Origin of the sequence: Tolumonas auensis DSM 9187 (assembly GCF_000023065.1) — a bacterium.
Classification (GTDB): domain Bacteria; phylum Pseudomonadota; class Gammaproteobacteria; order Enterobacterales; family Aeromonadaceae; genus Tolumonas; species Tolumonas auensis.
The window spans coordinates 963,345-985,142 of sequence record NC_012691.1; the positions used below are offsets into that span (position 1 = coordinate 963,345).

The 21,798-nt window shown below is 46.0% G+C and carries 21 protein-coding genes; 16 read left to right on the forward strand and 5 right to left on the reverse strand.

The features are described 5' to 3' along the window. Positions 1-91 precede the first annotated feature (91 nt). The 3 genes from pflB to ycaO all read right to left on the reverse strand — a co-directional run bounded on the left by pflB (position 92) and on the right by ycaO (position 5,275). Positions 92-2,374: a formate C-acetyltransferase gene (gene pflB / locus TOLA_RS04520; RefSeq protein WP_012729108.1), complete on the reverse strand. Its 2,283-nt coding sequence runs from the start codon at positions 2,372-2,374 to the stop codon at positions 92-94. 53 nt (positions 2,375-2,427) lie between these two features. After that, positions 2,428-3,258: a formate transporter FocA gene (gene focA / locus TOLA_RS04525; RefSeq protein WP_012729109.1), complete on the reverse strand. Its 831-nt coding sequence runs from the start codon at positions 3,256-3,258 to the stop codon at positions 2,428-2,430. A 262-nt stretch (positions 3,259-3,520) separates the two neighbouring features. Next, positions 3,521-5,275 (reverse strand): 30S ribosomal protein S12 methylthiotransferase accessory factor YcaO, encoded by a 1,755-nt coding sequence (gene ycaO / locus TOLA_RS04530; protein ID WP_012729110.1) that lies wholly within the window; start codon positions 5,273-5,275, stop codon positions 3,521-3,523. Positions 5,276-5,475: 200 nt separating this feature from the next. On the opposite strand from ycaO, the gene asd reads away from it, so the two are divergent. From asd to TOLA_RS04580, 10 genes are all read left to right on the forward strand, one after another. Further along, positions 5,476-6,594, forward strand: coding sequence for an aspartate-semialdehyde dehydrogenase (asd, locus tag TOLA_RS04535; RefSeq protein WP_012729111.1), 1,119 nt, complete (start codon positions 5,476-5,478; stop codon positions 6,592-6,594). Positions 6,595-6,768: 174 nt separating this feature from the next. After that, positions 6,769-7,890, forward strand: coding sequence for a dual-specificity RNA methyltransferase RlmN (gene rlmN / locus TOLA_RS04540; RefSeq protein ID WP_012729112.1), 1,122 nt, complete (start codon positions 6,769-6,771; stop codon positions 7,888-7,890). A 26-nt stretch (positions 7,891-7,916) separates the two neighbouring features. After that, positions 7,917-8,693 carry a type IV pilus biogenesis/stability protein PilW gene (pilW, locus tag TOLA_RS04545; RefSeq protein ID WP_012729113.1) on the forward strand — a complete coding sequence of 259 codons (777 nt, stop codon included), beginning with the start codon at positions 7,917-7,919 and terminating at the stop codon, positions 8,691-8,693. After that, positions 8,683-9,714 carry a cytoskeleton protein RodZ gene (gene rodZ / locus TOLA_RS04550; RefSeq protein ID WP_012729114.1) on the forward strand — a complete coding sequence of 344 codons (1,032 nt, stop codon included), beginning with the start codon at positions 8,683-8,685 and terminating at the stop codon, positions 9,712-9,714. The genes pilW and rodZ overlap by 11 nt, the downstream gene beginning before the upstream one ends. 3 nt (positions 9,715-9,717) lie before the next feature. Then, a complete protein-coding gene (gene ispG / locus TOLA_RS04555; RefSeq protein ID WP_012729115.1) occupies positions 9,718-10,845 on the forward strand; it encodes a flavodoxin-dependent (E)-4-hydroxy-3-methylbut-2-enyl-diphosphate synthase in 1,128 nt (375 codons plus the stop codon). Between the two features lie 104 nt (positions 10,846-10,949). Next, a complete protein-coding gene (gene hisS, locus TOLA_RS04560) occupies positions 10,950-12,227 on the forward strand; it encodes a histidine--tRNA ligase (RefSeq protein ID WP_012729116.1) in 1,278 nt (425 codons plus the stop codon). Between the two features lie 2 nt (positions 12,228-12,229). After that, entirely contained in the window at positions 12,230-12,880 is a 651-nt protein-coding gene (locus tag TOLA_RS04565; protein ID WP_012729117.1) for a YfgM family protein, read from the forward strand. Between the two features lie 20 nt (positions 12,881-12,900). Then, a complete protein-coding gene (gene bamB / locus TOLA_RS04570; RefSeq protein ID WP_012729118.1) occupies positions 12,901-14,079 on the forward strand; it encodes an outer membrane protein assembly factor BamB in 1,179 nt (392 codons plus the stop codon). 75 nt (positions 14,080-14,154) lie between these two features. Next, entirely contained in the window at positions 14,155-15,651 is a 1,497-nt protein-coding gene (gene der, locus TOLA_RS04575) for a ribosome biogenesis GTPase Der (RefSeq protein ID WP_012729119.1), read from the forward strand. A gap of 23 nt (positions 15,652-15,674) precedes the next feature. Then, a complete protein-coding gene (locus TOLA_RS04580; protein WP_012729120.1) occupies positions 15,675-15,905 on the forward strand; it encodes a zinc ribbon domain-containing protein in 231 nt (76 codons plus the stop codon). Positions 15,906-15,973: 68 nt separating this feature from the next. On the opposite strand, the gene grcA is transcribed toward TOLA_RS04580, so the two are convergent. After that, positions 15,974-16,354, reverse strand: coding sequence for an autonomous glycyl radical cofactor GrcA (gene grcA, locus TOLA_RS04585; protein ID WP_012729121.1), 381 nt, complete (start codon positions 16,352-16,354; stop codon positions 15,974-15,976). A gap of 336 nt (positions 16,355-16,690) precedes the next feature. On the opposite strand from grcA, the gene ung reads away from it, so the two are divergent. Both ung and TOLA_RS04595 read left to right on the forward strand, forming a co-directional pair. After that, on the forward strand, positions 16,691-17,362 hold the full coding sequence (gene ung, locus TOLA_RS04590) for a uracil-DNA glycosylase (protein ID WP_012729122.1): 672 nt from the start codon (positions 16,691-16,693) through the stop codon (positions 17,360-17,362). Positions 17,363-17,461: 99 nt separating this feature from the next. Continuing rightward, entirely contained in the window at positions 17,462-18,004 is a 543-nt protein-coding gene (locus tag TOLA_RS04595; RefSeq protein ID WP_012729123.1) for a hemerythrin domain-containing protein, read from the forward strand. A 40-nt stretch (positions 18,005-18,044) separates the two neighbouring features. Here the strand turns inward: TOLA_RS04595 and TOLA_RS04600 are convergent, their stop codons facing one another. Further along, entirely contained in the window at positions 18,045-18,233 is a 189-nt protein-coding gene (locus TOLA_RS04600; RefSeq protein ID WP_012729124.1) for a DUF3545 family protein, read from the reverse strand. A gap of 438 nt (positions 18,234-18,671) precedes the next feature. Here TOLA_RS04600 and TOLA_RS04605 point away from each other — a divergent pair, with 438 nt between their 5' ends. From TOLA_RS04605 to TOLA_RS04620, 4 genes are all read left to right on the forward strand, one after another. Further along, complete coding sequence (locus TOLA_RS04605; RefSeq protein WP_012729125.1) at positions 18,672-19,442, forward strand: ABC transporter ATP-binding protein; 771 nt, start codon at positions 18,672-18,674, stop codon at positions 19,440-19,442. 30 nt (positions 19,443-19,472) lie between these two features. Then, positions 19,473-20,240 (forward strand): ABC transporter substrate-binding protein, encoded by a 768-nt coding sequence (locus TOLA_RS04610; protein WP_012729126.1) that lies wholly within the window; start codon positions 19,473-19,475, stop codon positions 20,238-20,240. Positions 20,241-20,306: 66 nt separating this feature from the next. Then, entirely contained in the window at positions 20,307-21,047 is a 741-nt protein-coding gene (locus tag TOLA_RS04615; RefSeq protein WP_012729127.1) for an ABC transporter permease, read from the forward strand. Positions 21,048-21,052: 5 nt separating this feature from the next. Beyond that, positions 21,053-21,748, forward strand: a complete 696-nt coding sequence (locus TOLA_RS04620; RefSeq protein WP_012729128.1) for an ABC transporter permease — start codon at positions 21,053-21,055, stop codon at positions 21,746-21,748. Positions 21,749-21,798 lie beyond the last annotated feature (50 nt).

Sequence of the window (21,798 nt, forward strand, 5' to 3'; positions counted from 1 at the left end):
CTGAGCACGGAGACATAGTTCAAAGCTGGACATTTATCCATAAAAAAACCCCGGCTGTTACCAACCGGGGTTTTTCAGAGAACAGTATTTATTACATGGACTGTGTGAAAGTACGGGTAATAACGTCTTGTTGCTGTTCTTTAGTCAGTGAGTTGAAACGTACTGCGTAACCAGATACACGGATAGTCAGCTGAGGATATTTCTCAGGATTTTCCATTGCGTCCAGCAGCATTTCACGGTTCATCACGTTTACGTTCAGGTGCTGACCACCTTCGATGCTCGCTTCGTGGTGGAAGTAACCATCCATCAGGCCAACCAGGTTAGCTTTCTGTGAATCAGTTTCTTTACCCAGTGCATTCGGAACGATAGAGAAGGTATAAGAAATACCGTCTTTTGCGTATGCGAATGGCAGTTTGGCAACAGAGGTCAGAGATGCTACAGCACCTTTCTGATCACGGCCGTGCATTGGGTTAGCACCTGGTCCGAATGGCGCGCCTGAACGACGACCATCAGGGGTGTTACCAGTTTTCTTACCATAAACTACGTTAGAAGTAATGGTCAGAACTGACTGAGTCGGGATCGCATTACGGTAGGTTTTGCGATGCTGGATCTTAGTCATGAAACGTTCAACCAGATCACAAGCGATGCTATCTACGCGCTCATCGTTGTTACCAAATTGTGGGTATTCACCTTCGATTTCGAAGTCAATAGCGATGCCGTCTTCGTCACGAATAGGCTTAACTTTCGCATATTTGATAGCAGACAGAGAGTCAGCAGTGATAGACAGACCAGCGATACCACAAGCCATAGTACGGATCACATCACGGTCGTGCAGAGCCAGCTGAATTGCTTCGTAGCTGTATTTGTCATGCATGTAGTGAATGATGTTCAGTGCGGTGACGTACTGAGTTGCCAGCCAGTCCATGAAATGGTCCAGACGGTCCATAACATCGTCGTAATCCAGATATTCAGATTTAACTGGTTCAGTTTTAGGACCAATCTGAATTTTCAGTTTTTCGTCCATACCGCCGTTGATTGCGTACAGCATGGTTTTCGCCAGGTTTGCACGGGCGCCAAAGAACTGCATTTGTTTACCAATAACCATTGGTGATACACAACAAGCGATAGCATAGTCATCGTTGTTGAAATCGTTACGCATCAGGTCATCGTTTTCGTACTGAACTGAAGAAGTATCGATAGATACTTTAGCGCAGTATTTTTTGAAGCCCATTGGCAGGTCTTCAGACCACAGAATGGTCATGTTTGGCTCTGGAGATGGGCCCATGGTGTACAGCGTGTTCAGGTAACGGAAAGAAGATTTAGTTACCAGAGTACGACCGTCAACACCCATACCACCCAGAGACTCGGTTGCCCAGATTGGGTCGCCAGAGAACAGAGTATCGTATTCAGGCGTACGCAGGAAACGAACCATACGCAGTTTCATGATCAGGTGATCGATGATTTCCTGAGCGTCAGCTTCAGTCAGCAGGCCTTTTTTGATGTCACGTTCGAAGTACACGTCCAGGAAGGTCGCAGTACGGCCGAAAGACATTGCTGCACCGTTCTGGCTCTTAACAGCGCCCAGGTAGCCGAAGTAAGTCCACTGTACAGCTTCCTGTGCAGTAGTCGCAGGACCAGAGATATCGCAACCGTATTTAGCGGCCATGATTTTCAGCTGGTTCAGTGCACGGTGCTGTTCAGAGATTTCTTCACGCAGACGGATGGTAGCTTCCAGGTCTTCACCAGCTTCCATTTTGGCTTGCAGAGATTTGAACTGAGCCAGTTTGTCAGCCATCAGGTAGTCGATACCGTACAGAGCTACACGACGGTAGTCACCGATGATACGGCCACGGCCATACGCATCTGGCAAACCGGTGATAACACCAGATTTACGGCAGTTCAGGATGTCTTTGGTGTAAACATCAAATACGCCCTGGTTATGAGTTTTGCGGTATTCGGTGAAGATTTTCTTAACTTGTGGATCCAGTTTACGACCGTAAACTTCACAAGAGCCTTCAACCATTTTGATACCACCGAAAGCGACGATAGCGCGTTTCAGAGGTTTTTCAGTCTGCAGACCAACGATCTTTTCCAGATCCTTGTTGATATAGCCAGCATCATGAGAAGTGATGGTTGACGGCAGGTCAGTATCAAAGTCTACAGGAGCGTGAGTGCGGTTTTCTTCCTTGATGCCTTCCATAACCTGTTCCCACAGCTTAGCTGTAGCATCAGATTCGCCAGCCAGGAAGGACTCATCACCCTCATAAGGGGTGTAGTTTTTCTGGATGAAATCACGGGTGTTTACTTCTGACTGCCATGCACCAGGAGCAAAACCTTCCCACGCTTTCAGACATTTTTCACTTAACTCTGCCATTTTTTCATTACCTCTTCGGTATTGATGTATGAACTTCCGATATCAGCACTTGATTAGTGATGACGACGGAAAATGAACCAGTATGTAAGACCAACCATAACACCACCGCCAATGATATTACCGATAGTGACTGGGATTAGATTGTTGATAACAAAATTTTGAATTGTCAGATCCGCATATACTGACTGCTGGACGCCGATAGAGGTCCAGAATTCAGGTGCTGCAAAATTCTCAATCGCAATGCCGACCGGGATCATGAACATGTTTGCGATACTATGTTCGAAACCAGATGCTACGAACATCGCGACAGGAAGGATCATGATCAGCGCTTTGTCAGTCATAGTACGACCGCCGAAAGCCATCCAGGTAGCCAGACATACCATCAGGTTACACAGAATACCCAAGGCAACGGCTTCGATGAATGTATGATGAATTTTATGCTGTGCTACAGATAAAGCAACTTTGCCCCATTGCCCTTCACCGGCAGTATATTGGCTGCTTAACATGATTAAGGCCACAATCAGCAGACCGCCAATCAGGTTACCAAAGTATACAATACCCCAGTTCTTGAACATTTGTCCCCATGTGATGCGCTTTGCAGCACGGGCAACAATAGTCAGGGTTGTTGAAGTGAACAGTTCACCACCGAGCAGAACGCATAAAATCAGGCCCAGAGCGAAACAGATACCACCGACCAGCTTATTATTGCCAGTTGACAGGGCCGTGACGTAGAAAACAAATGCGATTGCAATAAAGGCACCGGCTGTGATAGCGAGGGTAAATGCTTTAGCGGCGGGTTTAGTTGCTTTACCATGGACAAGGTCTTCTGCCACAGCTGCGATAGCTTCAGGTTTCAGACAATCAAAAGGGGATTCAGCTTTCACGGAATTAACACCTGTCAGTCAGATTACTGGGGTAATGATAGCAATAATGATTTCTTTCAAAATTGCTCCAGATCAAATCTCGCCGGTCATCATGTAATTTTATTACATTTAACGCTGTTTTGCCTGACTGCTATTTGCGCAATTCGCTTGTTTTTATTGTGTTAAAAAAATTTACAATTGTTACAGGGCCAGTGTTATCTGGCCCAGATTGATTAATTAAATTAATAAAATCAATTAATTATTTAATAATTACCACTTATTGCTATATATTAAATATATCTTTTGCTTTCTGGAGTTTAGCATAAGCTTGCAACAATTTCTGGTGGTTTTTGAAAGTTTGCAACGTGGAATCAGCAGCTTGCAGACCCAGAAAGCGCTCAGAGCCCTCAATATGCCCCCATGCCTGACGCACGGTTTCTTCGCCAAACATATGATTGAACGCTATGCGATATTGTTCTGCATCCCGATCTTCACTAAGGAACAGCTCAATGCTTGCATTCAGACAGCGGAAGAACAATGCCCGTTCTTCAGTAAAGACAGAACTGTTGAAGTCGAGTGTCCAGCCAGCCCACTCCTGAGCCAGTTCCAGTTCACCAGCAGCCAGTGCTAACAGGCATTTCAGTTCGCCGATTCGCAGTGTGTGCCAGCCCGTTCCTTTATCCGCTGCGATCCCCAGTAATTCACGGACACGGGTTTGATCATCAAAACCTTCTTCATCCAGCTGATCGAACAGGGCCAGATAGTCTTCTTGTTCCCATGCACTCCCCGGCAGGCTGAGGATCGTATCACGCAGATGACTTCCCATATTGTTGTTAGCATACAGCAGGTCTTCTGCCGGATAGATATCTGACATGCCTGGAACCAGAATCCGGCAGGCATAGACGCCAAGATGCTCATAGTCTGCAATGTATACGGGCTGTTTCATCTCATCAAAAATGGCCAGTAATCCGTGGAACTCTTGTTCCGTTGTGCCGGAGAAATCCCAGTCTGCAAATTCATAGTCGGCATCATCTTTAAACAGATCCCAACTGATCAGACCGGAGGAATCAATGAAATGAGTTTCCAGATTATGCTGGTCAGCAACATCATCATTATTAAAGGAAGGGGGAGCGAAGACATCCAGATCTTTGAGTCCGCGACCTTGCAGTAATTCAGTCACTGTCCGTTCAAATGCCACTTCAAATTGCGGATGTGCACCAAACGATGCAAAACAAGTGCTGTTTTGTGGATTAAACAAGACAACACAGATGACCGGGAACTGACCACCTAATGAGGCGTCATAACAGAAAATCGGGAATCCTTCTGTTTCCAGCGTGTGGATGGACTCTTTTATAGCAGGGAATCGTTCGATGACACTGGCCGGGATGGCGGGAAGGCTGATGGCTTCACGGATAATTTTATTTTTTACATAACGCTCAAAAACTTCTGATAATGCCTGTGTTCTGGCTTCAGTTACGGTATTGCCAGCACTCATGCCGTTGGAAACATATAAGTTACCGATGATATTCATCGGAATATAAACTGTCTGCTGATTATCCTGACGTACAAAAGGCAGGGCACAGATACCGCGTTCATCATTACCGGATTGCAGATCGATTAGCATGTCTGCAGTCAATTCTTTTTCCGGATCGTAATAATTCCGGGTAAATTCATCAAGCAGGCCTTCAGGGAACTTGCCATCTTCAGGCACTGAAAACCATTTTTCATTTGGGTAATGAACAAACGGGCTGTTGGCAACTTCATTGCCTAAGAAAAAATCAGCAAAAAAGTAGTTCGTTGATAGTCGTTCAAAATATTCGCCTAATGCTGACGCTAATGCCGCCTTTTTAGTCGCACCTTTGCCATTGGTAAAACAAAGAGGGCAATCCTTATCCCGAATATGAACAGACCAGACATTAGGTACAGGATTAAGCCACGAGGCCTCTTCGATATTAAAACCTAAAGCTTGTAATTTATTCTGGAAGCGGTCGATAGAGTCTTCCAGTGCGGCATCTTTACCTGGGATGAAGGTTTGCATTTGCGAATTCCAAGTGTTGATAAATTGTTAAAACACAGCTGTTGATCATAAGCTGCAAAGCCGCTTATGTCACTCTTCCTGCGAGTTGCCGGTTGTTTGACTGTTTCATGCAAAAATTTTGATAAAAATACTTGCAGCAGCGCGCTGCATCCGTATTGTGAAGCGATATGTTTTGATCAGTAATCCAAGCAGGAATGGAAATGAAAAAAGTAGGACTAATTGGTTGGCGTGGTATGGTGGGTTCGGTTCTGATGAGCCGGATGATTGAAGAAAACGACTTCAGCAAGATCGATCCCGTATTTTTTACTACCTCTCAGGCCGGTCAGGAAGCACCGAAATTCACAGGTAAACCTGCTGGCGTGCTGGAAGATGCATTCAATATTGATGCGCTGAAAGCAATGGACATCATCATTACCTGTCAGGGTGGTGATTACACGAAAGAAGTTTATCCAAAACTGATGGCCGCTGGCTGGAGTGGTTACTGGATTGACGCTGCATCTACACTGCGTATGGAAGAGAACGCGATTATCGTTCTGGATCCGGTAAATGGTCAGGTCATTGATAATGCGCTGAACAAAGGCATCAAAACTTACGTCGGCGGTAACTGCACAGTCAGTCTGATGCTGATGGGTTTAGGCGGTTTGTTTGCCAACAATCTGGTGGAGTGGGTTTCTTCTTCTACTTATCAGGCAGCTTCAGGTGCCGGTGCACGTCATATGCGTGAACTGTTACAGCAGATGGGTGCCCTGCGTGATGTGGTCGCAGCCGAACTGGCCGATCCGGCTTCTGCGATTCTGGATATCGAACGCAAAGTGACGGCAGCCATGCGCGCCGATGCATTCCCTACGTCTCAGTTTGGTGCTCCGCTGGCAGGCAGCCTGATCCCATGGATCGATGTGCCGTTGGCTAATGGTCAGAGCAAAGAAGAGTGGAAGGGGATGGCTGAAACCAACAAGATCCTCGGTCTGCCGACGGCAGGTATCCCGGTAGATGGTAATTGTGTGCGTATCGGTGCACTGCGGTGCCATAGCCAGTCGTTCACTATCAAGCTGAAAAAAGATGTGCCATTGACTGATATTCATCAGATGCTGGCAGCACACAATGATTGGGTTCGCGTGATCGAGAATGATCGTGCTATCACTGTTAAAGAACTGACTCCGGCTGCTGTTACAGGCACTCTGAATGTACCTGTTGGTCGTCTGCGTAAAATGAATATGGGTCAGGACTTCCTGTCTGCATTCTCGGTAGGTGATCAGCTGTTATGGGGCGCAGCCGAGCCGTTGCGTCGTATGCTGAACATTCTGCTGGCGAAAGCATAATTCAGCGCGCTATTCAGTAAATGCTAAACGCACTGCTTCGGTGGTGCGTTTTTGTTTTAGTGATAACCATTGCTGGTTAAAATATGAACAGATATATGTTATCCTGACTCTGGTCTTCCCACCCTAAACTTTGTACAATCCGCGCCCTTCTCTACACAGGTCACTGAGGCATCCATGAGCGAAAATAAAGTCAATCTGCTGGATTTTGATCGTAACGCATTACGTGCATTTTTTGCCGATGAACTGGGCGAAAAAGCATTTCGTGCCGATCAGATCATGAAGTGGATCTACCATTTTGGCTGTGATGATTTTTCACAGATGACCAATGTGAATAAAGCATTACGTGAAAAACTGGCCCGGATTGCTGAAATCAGGGCGCCAGAAATCAGTACTGAACAACGTTCTTCTGACGGTACGATTAAATGGGCTATGCGGGTCGGTGATCAGGAAGTTGAAACCGTGTACATCCCGGAAGCCGATCGTGCGACACTTTGCGTGTCATCTCAGGTCGGTTGTGCTCTGGAATGTAAATTCTGTTCAACCGGGCAACAAGGGTTTAACCGTAACCTGACGGTGTCCGAAATTATCGGCCAGGTATGGCGCGCTGCACAGGTGGTTGGTTTTCCTAAAGATACCGGTAAACGAGTCATCACCAACGTAGTTATGATGGGGATGGGCGAGCCATTACTGAATCTGTCTAATCTGGTACCGGCTCTCAGTCTGATGATGGAAGATTTTGGATTTGGCCTATCTAAACGCCGTGTGACAGTCTCTACATCCGGCGTAGTTCCTGCGTTAGATAAACTGGGTGATATGATTGATGTGGCTTTAGCCATCTCATTGCATGCGCCGAACGATAAACTGCGTTCAGAAATCATGCCGATCAACGATAAATACAATATTCAGGAATTCCTGGGTTCTGTGCAGCGTTATTTAAGCAAATCAAATGCTAATCATGGCCGCGTTACCGTTGAATATGTGCTGCTTGATCATGTGAACGATGACATGGAGCATGCTCGTGAACTGGCTGAGCTGTTAAAAGATACGCCAAGTAAGATAAATCTGATCCCATTTAATCCGTTCCCGAGCAATCCATATGGAAAACCGAGCAACAGTCGTGTTGATCGTTTCTCTAAAGTGCTGATGGAATACGGTTATACCGTCATCGTGCGTAAAACACGTGGCGATGATATTGATGCCGCCTGTGGTCAGCTGGTAGGTGATGTAATCGACAGAACGAAACGAACCATGAAAAAACGGATGCAAGAGCAGGAGATTTCCGTCAAAATGCTTTGAAATCCAGTTCGTTAATGTACTGAGAAATGAAAAGAAATCTTCCTCTACTCTGGGCAGCGATAATAGCGCTGTCCGGATGTGTCACCGAAACAACAATTATTGGCAAGAATTCTGTACAGCAAGAGAATTCAATAGACAATGCCGCTGCCGCCAAGACGCGTATTCAGCTTGGTATGGGGTATCTGAATAAAGGTCAGATGGCTCCTGCAAAATATAACTTTGAAAAAGCTATTGAGCTGGCACCTGATAGTGCCGATGCTTATTTGGCGATGGCTCATTATTACCAGGCTGTCGGTGATAAAGTCTCAGCTCAGAAAGCCTATGAAAAGTTAATGTCTGGTCATGGTAATAATCCGGATGTCCTGAATAATTATGGGGCATTTTTATGCCGTAACCGTAACTATTCCGAAGCTGATGAAATGTTCATGCGGGCTGTTGCTCAGCCTCATTATCTGAGAATGGACGACAGTTATGAAAATGCCGGTGTCTGCGCTTTACAAGCCGGCAAGAAAGAGAAAGCTCTGGAATATTATCGACTTGCTCTCGGCTACAATCCGCATAAAGTAAAATTATTGCTTGATCTAGCCGAAATGGCTTTAAATGCAAATAATCCAACAGAGGCAGAATCATGGTTAAGTACATATCGTAAAAAAGCCACTGATACTCCGCAAAGTTTGTGGCTGAGTATTCGTACTGCACAAGCGCAGGGGCGGATAGCTGATAGCCATATTTTCGGCCAGACTCTGGTTCAACAATTCCCATCCTCGATCCAAACGAAAAGATATCAGAACAATGACTACTGAACAGCGTCATGAGACAGCCCAGCTAACGCCGGGCACAATACTAAAAACGGCACGTGAACAAAGAGGTTTGAGTCAGCAGGATGTTGCTCATCGTCTTAATCTGCGTATTTCATTAATTCGCGATATAGAGGAGGATCGTTTTGATCAGAAAACGGCCAGCACTTTTACCCGCGGGTATCTGAAAACTTACGCTCGTTTTGTCGGAGCGAATGAAGAAGCCGTTGTCGCTGCCTATGATGGTCTCGGTTTGGATGACAAAAAATACAGTGAAATGTATAGCTTCTCCGGGCGGACACAGCGTGAGGCCAGTGAACACCGGGTTCGTCTTATTTCCTGGGTGTTATGTATAGGTCTTATTGGATTAGGTGGTACCTGGTGGTGGTTACAACCAACAGAAGAACCAGTACCGACCAGCATTAATGAAGCCGGCCAGTTAGTTGTTAAAGCGGTTAACGAGGCTGCACTGGCTGTTAACCCGGTTAGTTCGGCAACATCAGTTGCAACTGAATCTTTGCCGGTGCCAACTATTCCGGATGTTATGAATACCAGTTCTTCTGCGGTACCGGCTAGTGCTGATGTAGCCGAAGAAAATGACACAGAAGGACAGGCACCAACGGTGCTTACTGATACAGCCGTGGATGCGGAAGCGCAGGAACAGTCAGCAGTTGTACCGGCACCAATGGTTGCAGCTGTAGCAGCGACTTCGGCTGCAGCATCCACTGCGGTCAGTACGGCCGCCAGCACAGAAGAAACCGCAGTTGCTGTAGATCCGTCTGTTGCGCTGCAGTTACAGTTTAAGGAGACCTGCTGGCTGAGAGTTACCGATGCTACAGGTAAATCCATACTGGAAGGGACTAAAAATGCTGGTGATAAAATCAGTCTGAGTGGCAAAGAGCCGTTCAGTCTGACCATTGGTGCGCCCCGGGCTGTTTCTATCTATTTCCACGGACAGGAAGTTGATATGTCGTCCTATATCCGTCAGGGTGTAGTTGCTCGTTATAAGTTACCGTTGAAGAATTAATTCATGACTCAGCATGTATCACCTATTAAACGCCGGATCAGTAAGCAGATCATGGTAGGAAATGTACCGGTTGGCGGGAATGCCCCGATATCGGTACAGTCGATGACGAACACGTTGACCACTGATGTGGCGGCTACTGTGGCACAAATCCAGGCTCTGCAGCGCGTCGGGGCAGATATTGTACGAGTGTCTGTACCGACAATGGATGCTGCTGAGGCTTTTAAACTGATCCGTCAGCAAATATCCATTCCGTTAGTGGCCGATATTCATTTTGATTATCGTATTGCGCTGAAAGTTGCTGAGTATGGTGTCGATTGTTTACGTATTAATCCCGGTAATATCGGTAAAGAAGATCGTATTCGTGCGGTAGTTGATTGTGCCCGCGATATGAATATCCCGATCCGCATTGGTGTGAATGGTGGTTCGCTGGAAAAAGAGTTGATGGATAAATACGGTGAGCCTACTGCAGAGGCGCTGGTTGAATCAGCTATGCGTCATGTGGACATACTGGATCGCCTCAATTTCGATCAGTTCAAAGTCAGCGTTAAAGCATCCGATGTTTTTCTGGCAGTCGATGCATATCGTTTATTGGCAAAGCAAATTGAACAGCCATTACATCTGGGGATCACAGAAGCTGGTGGTTTCCGTGCCGGTGCGGTGAAATCTGCTATTGGTCTGGGAATGTTACTGGCGGATGGTATCGGTGATACGCTGCGTGTCTCGCTGGCAGCCGATCCAGTGGAAGAGATCAAAGTTGGTTTTGATATTCTGAAGTCACTGCGCATCCGTGCCCGCGGTATTAACTTCATTGCTTGTCCGACCTGTTCCCGTCAGGAATTTGATGTAATTGGTACAGTCAATGCGCTGGAACAACGACTCGAAGATATCATCACTCCGCTGGATGTTTCTATTATCGGTTGTGTAGTTAACGGCCCGGGTGAAGCACTGGTTTCTGATCTTGGCTTGGCTGGTGCTAATCGCATGAGTGCACTGTATGAAAACGGTGAACGAGTCGGTCGTCTGGATAACAATGAACTGCTGGATCAATTAGAGGCTCGTATCAGAGCCAAAGCGTCACAGCTTGATCAGGAAAAGCGTATTCCGATCACGATCAAGCAGCACGAGGAATAAGTCCGGATATTACATATACGCGCTGCCTGTGGGCGGGTTGTACCTGCCTTTTGAAACTATCTATAATGCGGGCAGCTTTTGCATTAAAAAATTTGAGAATTATTGTGGCTAAACAAATTCAGGCGATTCGTGGTATGAATGATTGCCTACCGGAACAAACTCCGGTCTGGCAAATGGTCGAAGCAACTTTGCGTCGTGTGGTTTCTTCATATGGTTATTCCGAAATCCGGATGCCTGTTGTCGAGATGACCAACCTGTTTCAGCGTGCTATCGGTGAAGTTACCGATGTGGTTGAAAAAGAGATGTATACCTTCAATGATCGTAACGGTGACAGTCTGACACTGCGTCCGGAAGGCACTGCAGGTTGTGTTCGTGCATGTATCGAACATGGTCTGGTTTACAATCAGGAACGCCGCCTGTGGTATGTGGGCCCGATGTTCCGTCATGAACGCCCGCAAAAAGGCCGTTATCGCCAGTTTCATCAATTCGGTGTTGAAGTATTCGGCCTGACTGGTCCGGATATTGATGCTGAGCTGATCATGATGACTGCCCGCTTGTGGCGCGAATTGGGTATTGCACAATTTACGACCCTGCAACTAAATACATTAGGTTCTTCAGCTGAACGCGCGGCGTATCGTGATGCCTTGGTGACATTCCTTGAGCAGCATAAAGAGTCGCTGGATGAAGAATCTCAGCGTCGTATGTACAGTAATCCTCTGCGTGTATTGGATACCAAAAATCCGCAGGTTCAGGAAATTCTGCAGCATGCGCCGACGATGGCTGATTATTTCGGTGAAGAGACCAAGGCGCATTTCAGTGGCTTGAAGGCATTACTTGATGCTGCCGGTATTGCATATCAAGTTAATGAGCGTCTGGTTCGGGGCCTGGATTATTATAACTACACCGTCTTTGAGTGGGTCACCGACAGCTTAGGGGCGCAGGGTACCATTTGTGGTGGTGGCCGTTATGACGGACTGGTCGAACAACTGGGCGGTCAGGCTACACCGGCGATTGGTTTTGCGATGGGACTGGAGCGTCTTACCCTGATGCTCGAAACGCTGGAACAAATCCGTAATATTCCTTCTACCGTTGACGTGTATATTTGCATGGCGGGCGAGGGAACACTGACTGCCGGTCTGTTGCTGGCTGAAAAATTACGTAGTGAACGTCCGCAACTGCGTGTCATGACACATTGCGGCGGTGGCAACTTTAAGAAACAAATGAAGCGTGCGGATAAAGTGGAAGCCAGAATTGCACTGATTCTGGGAGAAACTGAAGTAGCAGAACAGAAAGTCACCGTCAAATTTTTACGTGATCAGGTTGAACAGCAGACTGTTGATGTCACAGCGCTGTTACCGATCCTGGCTCAACTGGGAGAGTAATAGTGGACGTTTATAATTCAGAAGAACAACAGGTTGAAGCTATTAAGTCATGGTGGCAGGAAAATGGTAAATCCATCATCGCGGGTGTGGTGATTGGTTTTGTCGGATTGTTCGGCTGGCGCTATTACAATGATTATACCCGTCAGCAGAGTGAATCATCTGCAGCCGGGTATCAACAGGTCATGCAAAACCTGTCTGAACAACATGAAAAAGCATTTGCTGAAGTTGGTCAGTTTATTGCCGCGCATAAAGATACCTATGGTGATTTGGCTGCACTGCAACTGGCAGCTGAAGCGGTCAAGGCGAATAAACCTGAACTGGCTGCAGAACAACTGCGCCGCGTTGCGGACCAAGCCAGCGATGAAGAATTCAAACCAGTCGCAGGTATTCGTCTGGCTCGCGTATTAATAGCGATGAATAAACCAGCCGATGCACTGAAAGTATTAGATTCAGTCACAGCAGGACAGTATAAGGCAGCTGTAGCCGAAGTCAGAGGTGATGCTTTACTGGCATCATCGCAGCCGGATAAAGCACGCGAAGCATATACTGCAGCCATGCAAGCCAGTAAAAACGGTGTAAATCCTGTTTTACAGATGAAACTGGACGATCTTTCTGTAGCCAGCGAAAAAGTTGATACACCTACAGCGAAATAATGCGAAGGATGGTGAACCAAATGCATAAAAGTTGGCAAAAACTTAGCTGTCTGTTGCTGGGAGGAATTTTACTCTATGGCTGCAGTTCAGAAGAAGACGTCATTAAAATGGCTGAAGTACCAGTAATTGAATCGGCTTTTAATCCGGAAACAGCATGGAGTCATGGTGTTGGTTCCGGCGTTGGCAAATTCTATTCGCACTTGCAGCCAGTGATTGTTGGCAACAATATTTTTGCTGCCTCAAGAGACGGCGATGTTTATGCTTTTGATAAACTGAGTGGCAACAAGCTGTGGGATATTGATCTCAGTGATCAGCCTGTCTATGAAGAAAAACGTAGTGCTCGTCTGTCAGGTGGTTTAGCTGCTGCCGATGGCCATCTTTATGTCGGTTCAGAAAATGGCCAGTTGATTGCAATAAGTCAGGAAAATGGCGAACTGATTTGGCATACCGATGTCGGTGGCGAAGTGCTGGCTGCACCAGCTACTGATTCCGGTAAAGTTGTGGTTGCTACGGGTGCAGGACAGTTACTCGCACTGGATGGTGAAACGGGTAAAATTGACTGGACAGTGACCAGTGAACAACCCAACCTGACCTTACGTGGTACTTCGTCTCCTGTTATTGCCGCCGGTGGTGTGCTCTATGGGCGCGCTGATGGTAAAATAGGCATTGTGATCCTGCAGAACGGACAGCTTGTTAATGAAACCCGTGTCGCTACGCCTCATGGTCAGACTGATCTGGACCGTATGGTGGATGTCGATGCTGAACCGGTTATTGTTGATGATGAACTGTACGCGGTAGCCTATAATGGCCAGCTGATCTCCCGCAAACTGATCTCCGGTGATGAACTGTGGAAGCGTAAATATGCCGCCTATCAGAATATGGGGATTGGTGTAAATGATATTGCTATCACTGATTCAAAATCGCATATCTATTTGGTCGACCGCACAACCGGTACTGAAAAATGGTCTAATACTCAACTGGAATACCGCAATATCACGGCTCCGCTGGTATTGGGCGATTACGTTGTAGTCGGTGACAGTGAGGGCTATCTGTACTGGATTTCACAAACAACGGGTAAAATTGCAGCAATGCAGGAAGTTGATAGTGATGGTTTGTATGCAACACCAATTATCGATGGGAATTTGATCTATATTCAAACCCGAGGTGGCGAACTGGTTGCTATCAAACGTCCGTTATAATTCAGTTTATATGTTTGTTTATAGCCCCTGATCTGGTATCGGGGGCTTCTGTTTATTTAATTATTGAGGTTTTATATGACCCCTGTGGTTGCCCTGGTGGGACGCCCGAACGTTGGCAAGTCCACATTATTTAATCGTCTGACGCGTAGCCGGGACGCACTGGTGGCCGATTTTCCGGGATTAACGCGAGACCGTAAATACGGTCAGGCAGTAGTCGATGATATGAATTTTATTGTCGTCGATACCGGCGGGATTGATGGTTCTGAAGAAGGTATCGAAGTCAAAATGGCTGAACAGTCGCTGCAGGCGATTGATGAATCTGACGTGGTTTTATTCATGGTTGATGCCCGTGCGGGTGTCACCAGTGCGGATATCGGCATTGCTAATCATCTGCGCCGTCAGAAGAAAAAGGTATTTCTGGTAGCTAACAAAACCGATGGTCTTGATGGTGATGTCCACTGTGCTGATTTTTATAGTCTGGCGTTGGGCGAAGTTTATCAAATTGCGGCTTCTCATGGCCGTGGCGTGACATCATTACTGGAAAAAGCGCTGGCTCCTTTCTTTGAAGAGTTGACTGGTAAGTCAGCAGAAGAGGAAGCTGCAGATGAAGATGCTGCTTACTGGGCTGCTTTTGAAGGAACAGACGTAACAGAAGAAGATGAGTCAGACGAAGAGTTAACCGGCGAAGATCGCTATGCTGACTTGCCTATAAAATTTGCCATTATTGGTCGTCCTAACGTAGGTAAATCAACCCTGACTAACCGTATGTTAGGTGAAGATCGTGTGATTGTGTACGATCTGCCTGGTACTACCCGCGATTCTATCTATATCCCGCTGGAGCGTGATGATCAGCATTACATCGTGATTGATACTGCTGGTGTACGTAAGAAGAAAAAAATCTACGAAACAGTAGAAAAATTCTCTGTCGTTAAAACATTGCAGGCTATTGAAGATGCCAACGTCGTATTGTTATTGATCGACGCGCGGGAAGGTGTTTCTGATCAGGATTTAAGTCTGCTGGGCTTTACTCTGCATTCCGGTCGTTCAATTGTGATCGCCGTGAATAAATGGGATGGTCTGGATCAGGACACTAAAGAAAAAATCAAAGAAGATCTGGAGCGTCGTCTGGGTTTTGTTGATTTTGCCCGTGTGCACTTTATTTCTGCATTGCATGGTTCCGGGGTTGGCAACCTGTTTGATTCTATTCAGGAAGCTTACCGTTCTGCGACCAAACGTATCAGCACCTCAATGCTGACTCGTATCATGAATATGGCGGCAGAAGATCATCAGCCTCCATTAGTCCGTGGACGTCGTGTGAAGCTGAAATACGCGCATGCCGGTGGTTATAATCCGCCACGTATTATTATTCATGGTAACCAGGTTAAAGATTTACCAGAGTCTTATAAGCGTTATCTGATTAACTATTACCGTAAATCGCTTAAAATTATGGGGACACCTATCCATATTGAATTCCAGGAAGGTGACAACCCATTCGAAGGCCGACGCAATAAGTTGACGCAAACTCAGATCCGTAAACGTCGTCGTATGATGAGTTTTGTGAAGAAGGGTTAATCAGCAGTATTAGGAGAGGTGAAATGGCTTATCAAATCACCTGTCCTTCTTGTCAGCAAGAAGGGCTGGATCCGCGTTTCGCTACAACGACCTGTGTTCACTGTGCAAAACAGTTTAACCTTGTCGCTTATTGCCCCACTTGTCATGCTGAATTAGAGCGTTTACAGGCATGTGGTGCAGTCGATTATTTTTGTAACAGCTGTAATTCCATGATTTCCAAACGACAGGCTGAATATAAACTCACACCCGTTTGAAAATAGGAAATAAAAAAACGCCGGATTTGATATCCGGCGTTTTTGTTTGTCTGCTAATAACAAGCAAATCAGAGTGACTGTGTAAATGTACGGGTGATGACATCGCGTTGTTGTTCCGGGGTCAGTGCATTGAAGCGCACGGCATAGCCAGAAACACGGATAGTCAGCTGCGGATATTTCTCTGGATTCTTAACTGCATCTTCCAGTGTTTCACGACGCAGAACGTTTACGTTCAGGTGCTGACCACCTTCTACCTGTGGTGCCAGGCTCATTGGTACTTCACGATATTCGATGTTACCCAGCGATGCTACAGCAACAACCTGATCTTCAGTGTAACGAGGGTCTTTAGAGCACAGGCAACGTGCTTCCTGTGTTGCTTCATCCAGTAACCAGAAAGAATTAAGCAGATCTGCGTTTGCTGCCTGAGTGATTTGAATACCCTTAACCATGATGAACTCCTCGATAGTTTGGGGCTGTTCTTGTCACTATTACAAGAAAGTGCCCCGTTATGTCATTGGATCAAACCTGCGATGGTCTAATCATGTATCTTTGATACTACATTAGTAAATTTACTAACAGTTCGCAAGAGGATACCCCTGTAAAAATGAGGCCTACTCAGTACGGAAGATTGATTAAGATCAATAAATATGTATTTTGCATCTAACAATCAATTTTTTGTAAAAATGGCTACTCTTGATTTCTTGTAAATTTACTACAAATTTGCCAGATCCCGTTTCTGGATGAAGTACGATAAAATGAATTTTTAATATAGAACCGGGGGCAAAATGCAAACGTGGAGTGATGTGCTGGGTCAGGAAAAAAAACAGGCGTATTTTCAGGAAACGATGGATTTTGTCCGGCGTGAGCGTGAAGCAGGCAAAATTGTCTATCCTCCTGCTGCCGATGTTTTCAATGCCTTTAAATACACTGAGTTTGCAGATGTTAAGGTCGTCATTTTAGGGCAAGACCCATATCACGGCCCCAATCAGGCTCACGGTCTCTGTTTTTCAGTATTACCGGGTGTTGCAGTGCCACCGTCGCTGGTCAATATCTATAAAGAGCTGCACCGGGATATTCCTGGTTTTGAAATTCCTTCTCATGGTTATTTGCTGTCATGGGCTCAACAAGGCGTGCTGTTGTTAAATACGGTGCTTACTGTTGAGGCTGGCAAAGCGCACTCCCATGCGTCATCAGGCTGGGAACATTTTACGGATCGTGTCATCGCTGCGTTGAACGAGCACCGGGAAGGTCTGGTGTTTTTGCTTTGGGGTAACCATGCGCAGAAAAAGGGACAATATATTGATCGCCAGCGACATCATGTCCTGATGGCTCCGCACCCCAGCCCGTTATCAGCACATCGTGGTTTTTTAGGTTGTGGCCATTTTTCTCAGACTAATCAATTCCTAACGGACGCTGATAAGCAGCCTATAAACTGGCAAATAGCGCCGATTGCGTGATATTACCGGCACATTTCAGGATGGATCACTGATCGGTAATAAAATTCACTATAATTTATAAATTGTTGTCATTGGTCTGTCAGTTCAGGAGCGTGCACCATGTTGGATATTTTGCACCAGGAACATATCAACATCGCTAAACTACTTGATGTGTTGCGCGATAACCTGGCTGCGATTCGCAGTGAAAAGCCGGTTCGTTTCAATTTACTTAAAGACGCACTCAGTTACCTGAGGGAAGTGGCTGATACGCATCATCATCCACGGGAAGATCTGATTTACGATTATTTTTCTGCCTATCGTTGCAGTGATCCATCTGTAGTGACGACCACTCTTAAAGAGCAACACAAACAGATTGTCAGCAGTGGTGAAGCACTGCAGGAAATGGTCGATATGATTCTGATGGATGCGGTGATCCCGCTGGATTATGTTGCGACCGAACTGGAACAGTTTATTGCTTTACAGCAAAAGCATCTGGACTATGAGGAAAGTACCATTTTTCCATTGCTGCGGCGTGCACTAACAGAAGATGACTGGCGGCATCTGGAGCATAACTGGGCCAATATGACGGTTGATGATCCGCTCTTCGGGCGTGAGGTAGCCGAGCGTTACCAGGATCTGGCTGCACAACTGTTGGCTGTCTGAGCTAAAAATATAAAAATGGCGCTGATTAGCGCCATTTTCTTCAATTCAGCGAAATATCGTTAATGCCAAGTTCATAGTTTAAATCGATAGCTTGCAATTCCCGTTGCAAGCGATATCTGTCTTTTAATGCCTCGATCTCTCTCCATTTGCGTTTTTTGTTTGTTTGGCGTTGACGTACATCAGATTCAATAACGGCCATCTCTTCTGCTTCCAGTGAGAACCTGTCCATGGAACTACCTCCTCGTCTCAAACTAAAGAACGTACAAACTGTGATAGCATTTTACGGGCCAGAAATCGTATATGCATAAGCATACAATTACTGACGCATTACGGGCCGAAACCCGCCATACCCGGATCCCGGGAAGTGCTTTTCGTATATCACAGCTCTGCAAAAACTAAAATACTGAGATTACAAAACTATTACAGAGCTCAAAAGGCTGGGAAAGCAGAGGTCATGACAAAGTAAAGTCCCGGCGGAATTGCTATAGTTCCGAACGGAAATTAGTAGCCAAAAAGCGCATAATGCTTAAATATTTTGAATATTTATGCTGCTTAGTTAAAAAACTATCAATTATAATTTTGTATTTAATGTCGATGCTGGTATTTTTCCGGGTATCATTTTTGCAGTGAATTTTTGTCTTCAGCGATTATTGGGAAAGGCTCATATATGGAGCAGGTAGCTACCTTAGAGGTGCAAAATTTATGTAAACGCTTTGGTTCCAATGAGGTACTGAAGGGGATCAATCTGACTGCGAGTAAGGGCGATGTAGTTTCTATCATTGGCTCTTCCGGCTCAGGAAAGTCAACATTTTTGCGTTGCATTAATTTGCTGGAAACGCCCACCAGTGGTGATGTTTATGTCCATGGTGAGTTAATTCGTATGAAAACTGACAAATCAGGTGAACGAATTCCGGCTGATGTTAAACAAGTCGCCCGGATCCGCTCCCGGTTGGCAATGGTTTTTCAAAGTTTCAATTTATGGTCACACATGACCGTATTGCAAAACATCATTGAAGTACCGGTACATGTGCTGAAAATCCCGCGTCAGGAAGCAATTGCTAAAGCCGAAGCGTTGCTGCATCGGGTCGGGTTATATGAGCGTCGGGATTATTACCCCGGGCATTTATCCGGCGGGCAGCAACAACGAGCCGCGATTGCCCGTGCTCTTGCTGTTGATCCTGAGGTGATGTTGTTTGATGAGCCCACTTCTGCGTTAGATCCGGAACTTGTGGGTGAAGTGTTATCAGTTATGCGCGGCTTAGCTGAGGAAGGACGTACCATGCTGGTGGTTACGCATGAAATGGCATTTGCACGTGATGTGTCTAACAAGGTAATGTTTTTACATCAGGGACGGGTTGAAGAGGAAGGTGATCCTAAAGAGCTGTTCGCCAATCCTAAATCAGAACGTTTCCGCCAATTTATTTCATCTACTTATTGATATTGGTTCCAACATAGCCAGGAGCAAACAATGAAAAAACTGTGGTTAACAGCGATCGTGGCCAGCCTGATGGTAACAGGTGCCCAGGCGAAACAGTGGAAAGAAGTTCGTGTCGCAATTGAAGGGGCCTATCCTCCGTTTTCCAGTGTCGATGAAAAAGGTCAGTTGCATGGTTTCGATGTTGATATTACCAACGCGCTATGTGAACAGATGAAAGTAAAATGTACCATCGTTAAGCAAGATTGGGATGGCATGATCCCTGGTCTGCTGGCTCGTAAGTTTGATGCGATCATTTCAACGATGGATATCACTGAAGAACGTAAAAAACGTATCGATTTCTCTGGGAAATACCAGCATGTTCCTGCGCATTTTGCAGCTAAAAAGGGCGCAACGATTGAACTAACGCAAGCTTTTATGAAAGATAAAAAGATTGCAGTTCAACGTGCAACATCAATGGATACATACGTATCCGATAATTTCCCTGATACCGAGATTAAGCGTTACGGCTCATATGATGAAGCCTATCTTGATTTGAAATCCGGCCGTGTAGATTACGTATTGGCTGATACTGCATCGGTCATGGATGGTCTGGTTAATAAATCTAACGGCGAATACAGCTTGGTTGGCCCTGGCCTGTCAGATAAAAAATGGTTTGGTGAAGGTGCCGGTGTTGCTTTGCGTAAAGGCGATGGTGATCTGAAGGCGATGTTTAATAAAGCGATTCTGGATATCCGCGCTAACGGTAAATACAAACAGATTAATGACAAATACTTTGATTTTGACGTTTACGGTGAATAAACCTGTTCGCTCATTATCTCCGGTATTCAACGGGCCCATTACGGGCCCGTTTTGATGGATAAAGGTATGTTAGATTTGAAAGGTTACGGTGCCACGATTATTGATGGTGCCTGGATCACGCTGGAAGTTGCATTGCTGTCGGTGCTGGTGGCTGTCGTGCTGGGTATGATGAGTGCTCTGGCTAAGCTTTCTAAAAATCGTCTGGCAAAAGGTGTCGCTACTTTTTACACCACGATAGTGCGGGGGATCCCTGATCTGATTCTGATGATGCTGATTTTCTTCGGTGGTCAGATCTTTCTGAATTTCTTATGTACCCAAATCAACGAAAGAATAAATAACTGGCTGACTGAAAGTAATCCTGATCATGAATGGATCTCTTACGTTCCGGATTATATTGATGTCAGTCCATTTATTGCAGGTGTCTTATCGATAGGATTTATTTTCGGCGCCTATATGGCGGAGACATTCCGTGGTGCAATTCTGGCGGTCGAACGGGGTCAACTTGAGGCAGCATATGCCTATGGCATGTCACCATGGCAGGTGTTCCGCCGGGTATTATTTCCACAGATGGTGCGTCATGCGTTGCCTGGTTTTGGCAATAACTGGCTGGTTTTATTAAAAACCACTGCGTTGGTATCCGTGATCGGTCTGGATGACATGGTGCGGAAAGCGGGTCTGGCTGCCGGCAGTACACAACTACCGTTTACCTTTTATATGGCCGTCGCATTGATTTTTTTGGGTTTTACAGCGATTTCCACTGCTCTGTTACGTTGGGCAGAGGTCCGTTATGCAATTAAAACGAGGTAAGCCGGATGTTTGATTTTTCCATTATTGCTGGTGAATGGCCGACTTATCTTGAAGGGTTAATCAATACCAGTTGGCTGGTGACTGTCTCATTAATTATTGGATTGTGTATCGCCGTTCCGGTTGGTATTTTACGTAGCAGCCAGAGCGCTTTGTTGCGTTATCCGGCCTGGGCGTATATCTATTTCTTTCGCGGTACGCCTTTGCTGGTCCAGTTATTTATTATCTACTACGGTGCGGGTCAATGGCAGTGGTTACAGCAGTCCTGGGCATGGGAATGGTTTCAGGAAGCCTGGTTTTGCTCGCTGCTGGCGTTTGCTCTGAATACCGGTGCTTATACTGCTGAGATTGTCCGGGGCTCAATACAGATGATCCCGAAAGGCGAACTGGAAGCTGCGGCATCATTTGGTATGTCTCGTTGGCAGATGCTGCGTCATATTATTCTGCCAAGTGCATTACGTCGTGCGTTACCAGCATACAGCAATGAAGTTATTCTGATGCTGCATGGTTCTTCTATAGCGGGCGTGATTACCGTTGTCGATCTGACGGGGGCGGCCCGTATTATAAATGCCCGCTATTACACGCCGTTTGAGGCCTTTATTACCGCTGGTTTACTCTATCTGCTGCTGAGTTTGATGCTGGTCTGGTGTTTCCGTCATCTGGAACGCCACTGGTATGCACATTTGCGTCCACGAATCGGCTAAGCATGTATTCTCCGGGATCTATAGCGTGGTACCATATAGCGGCTTATGCG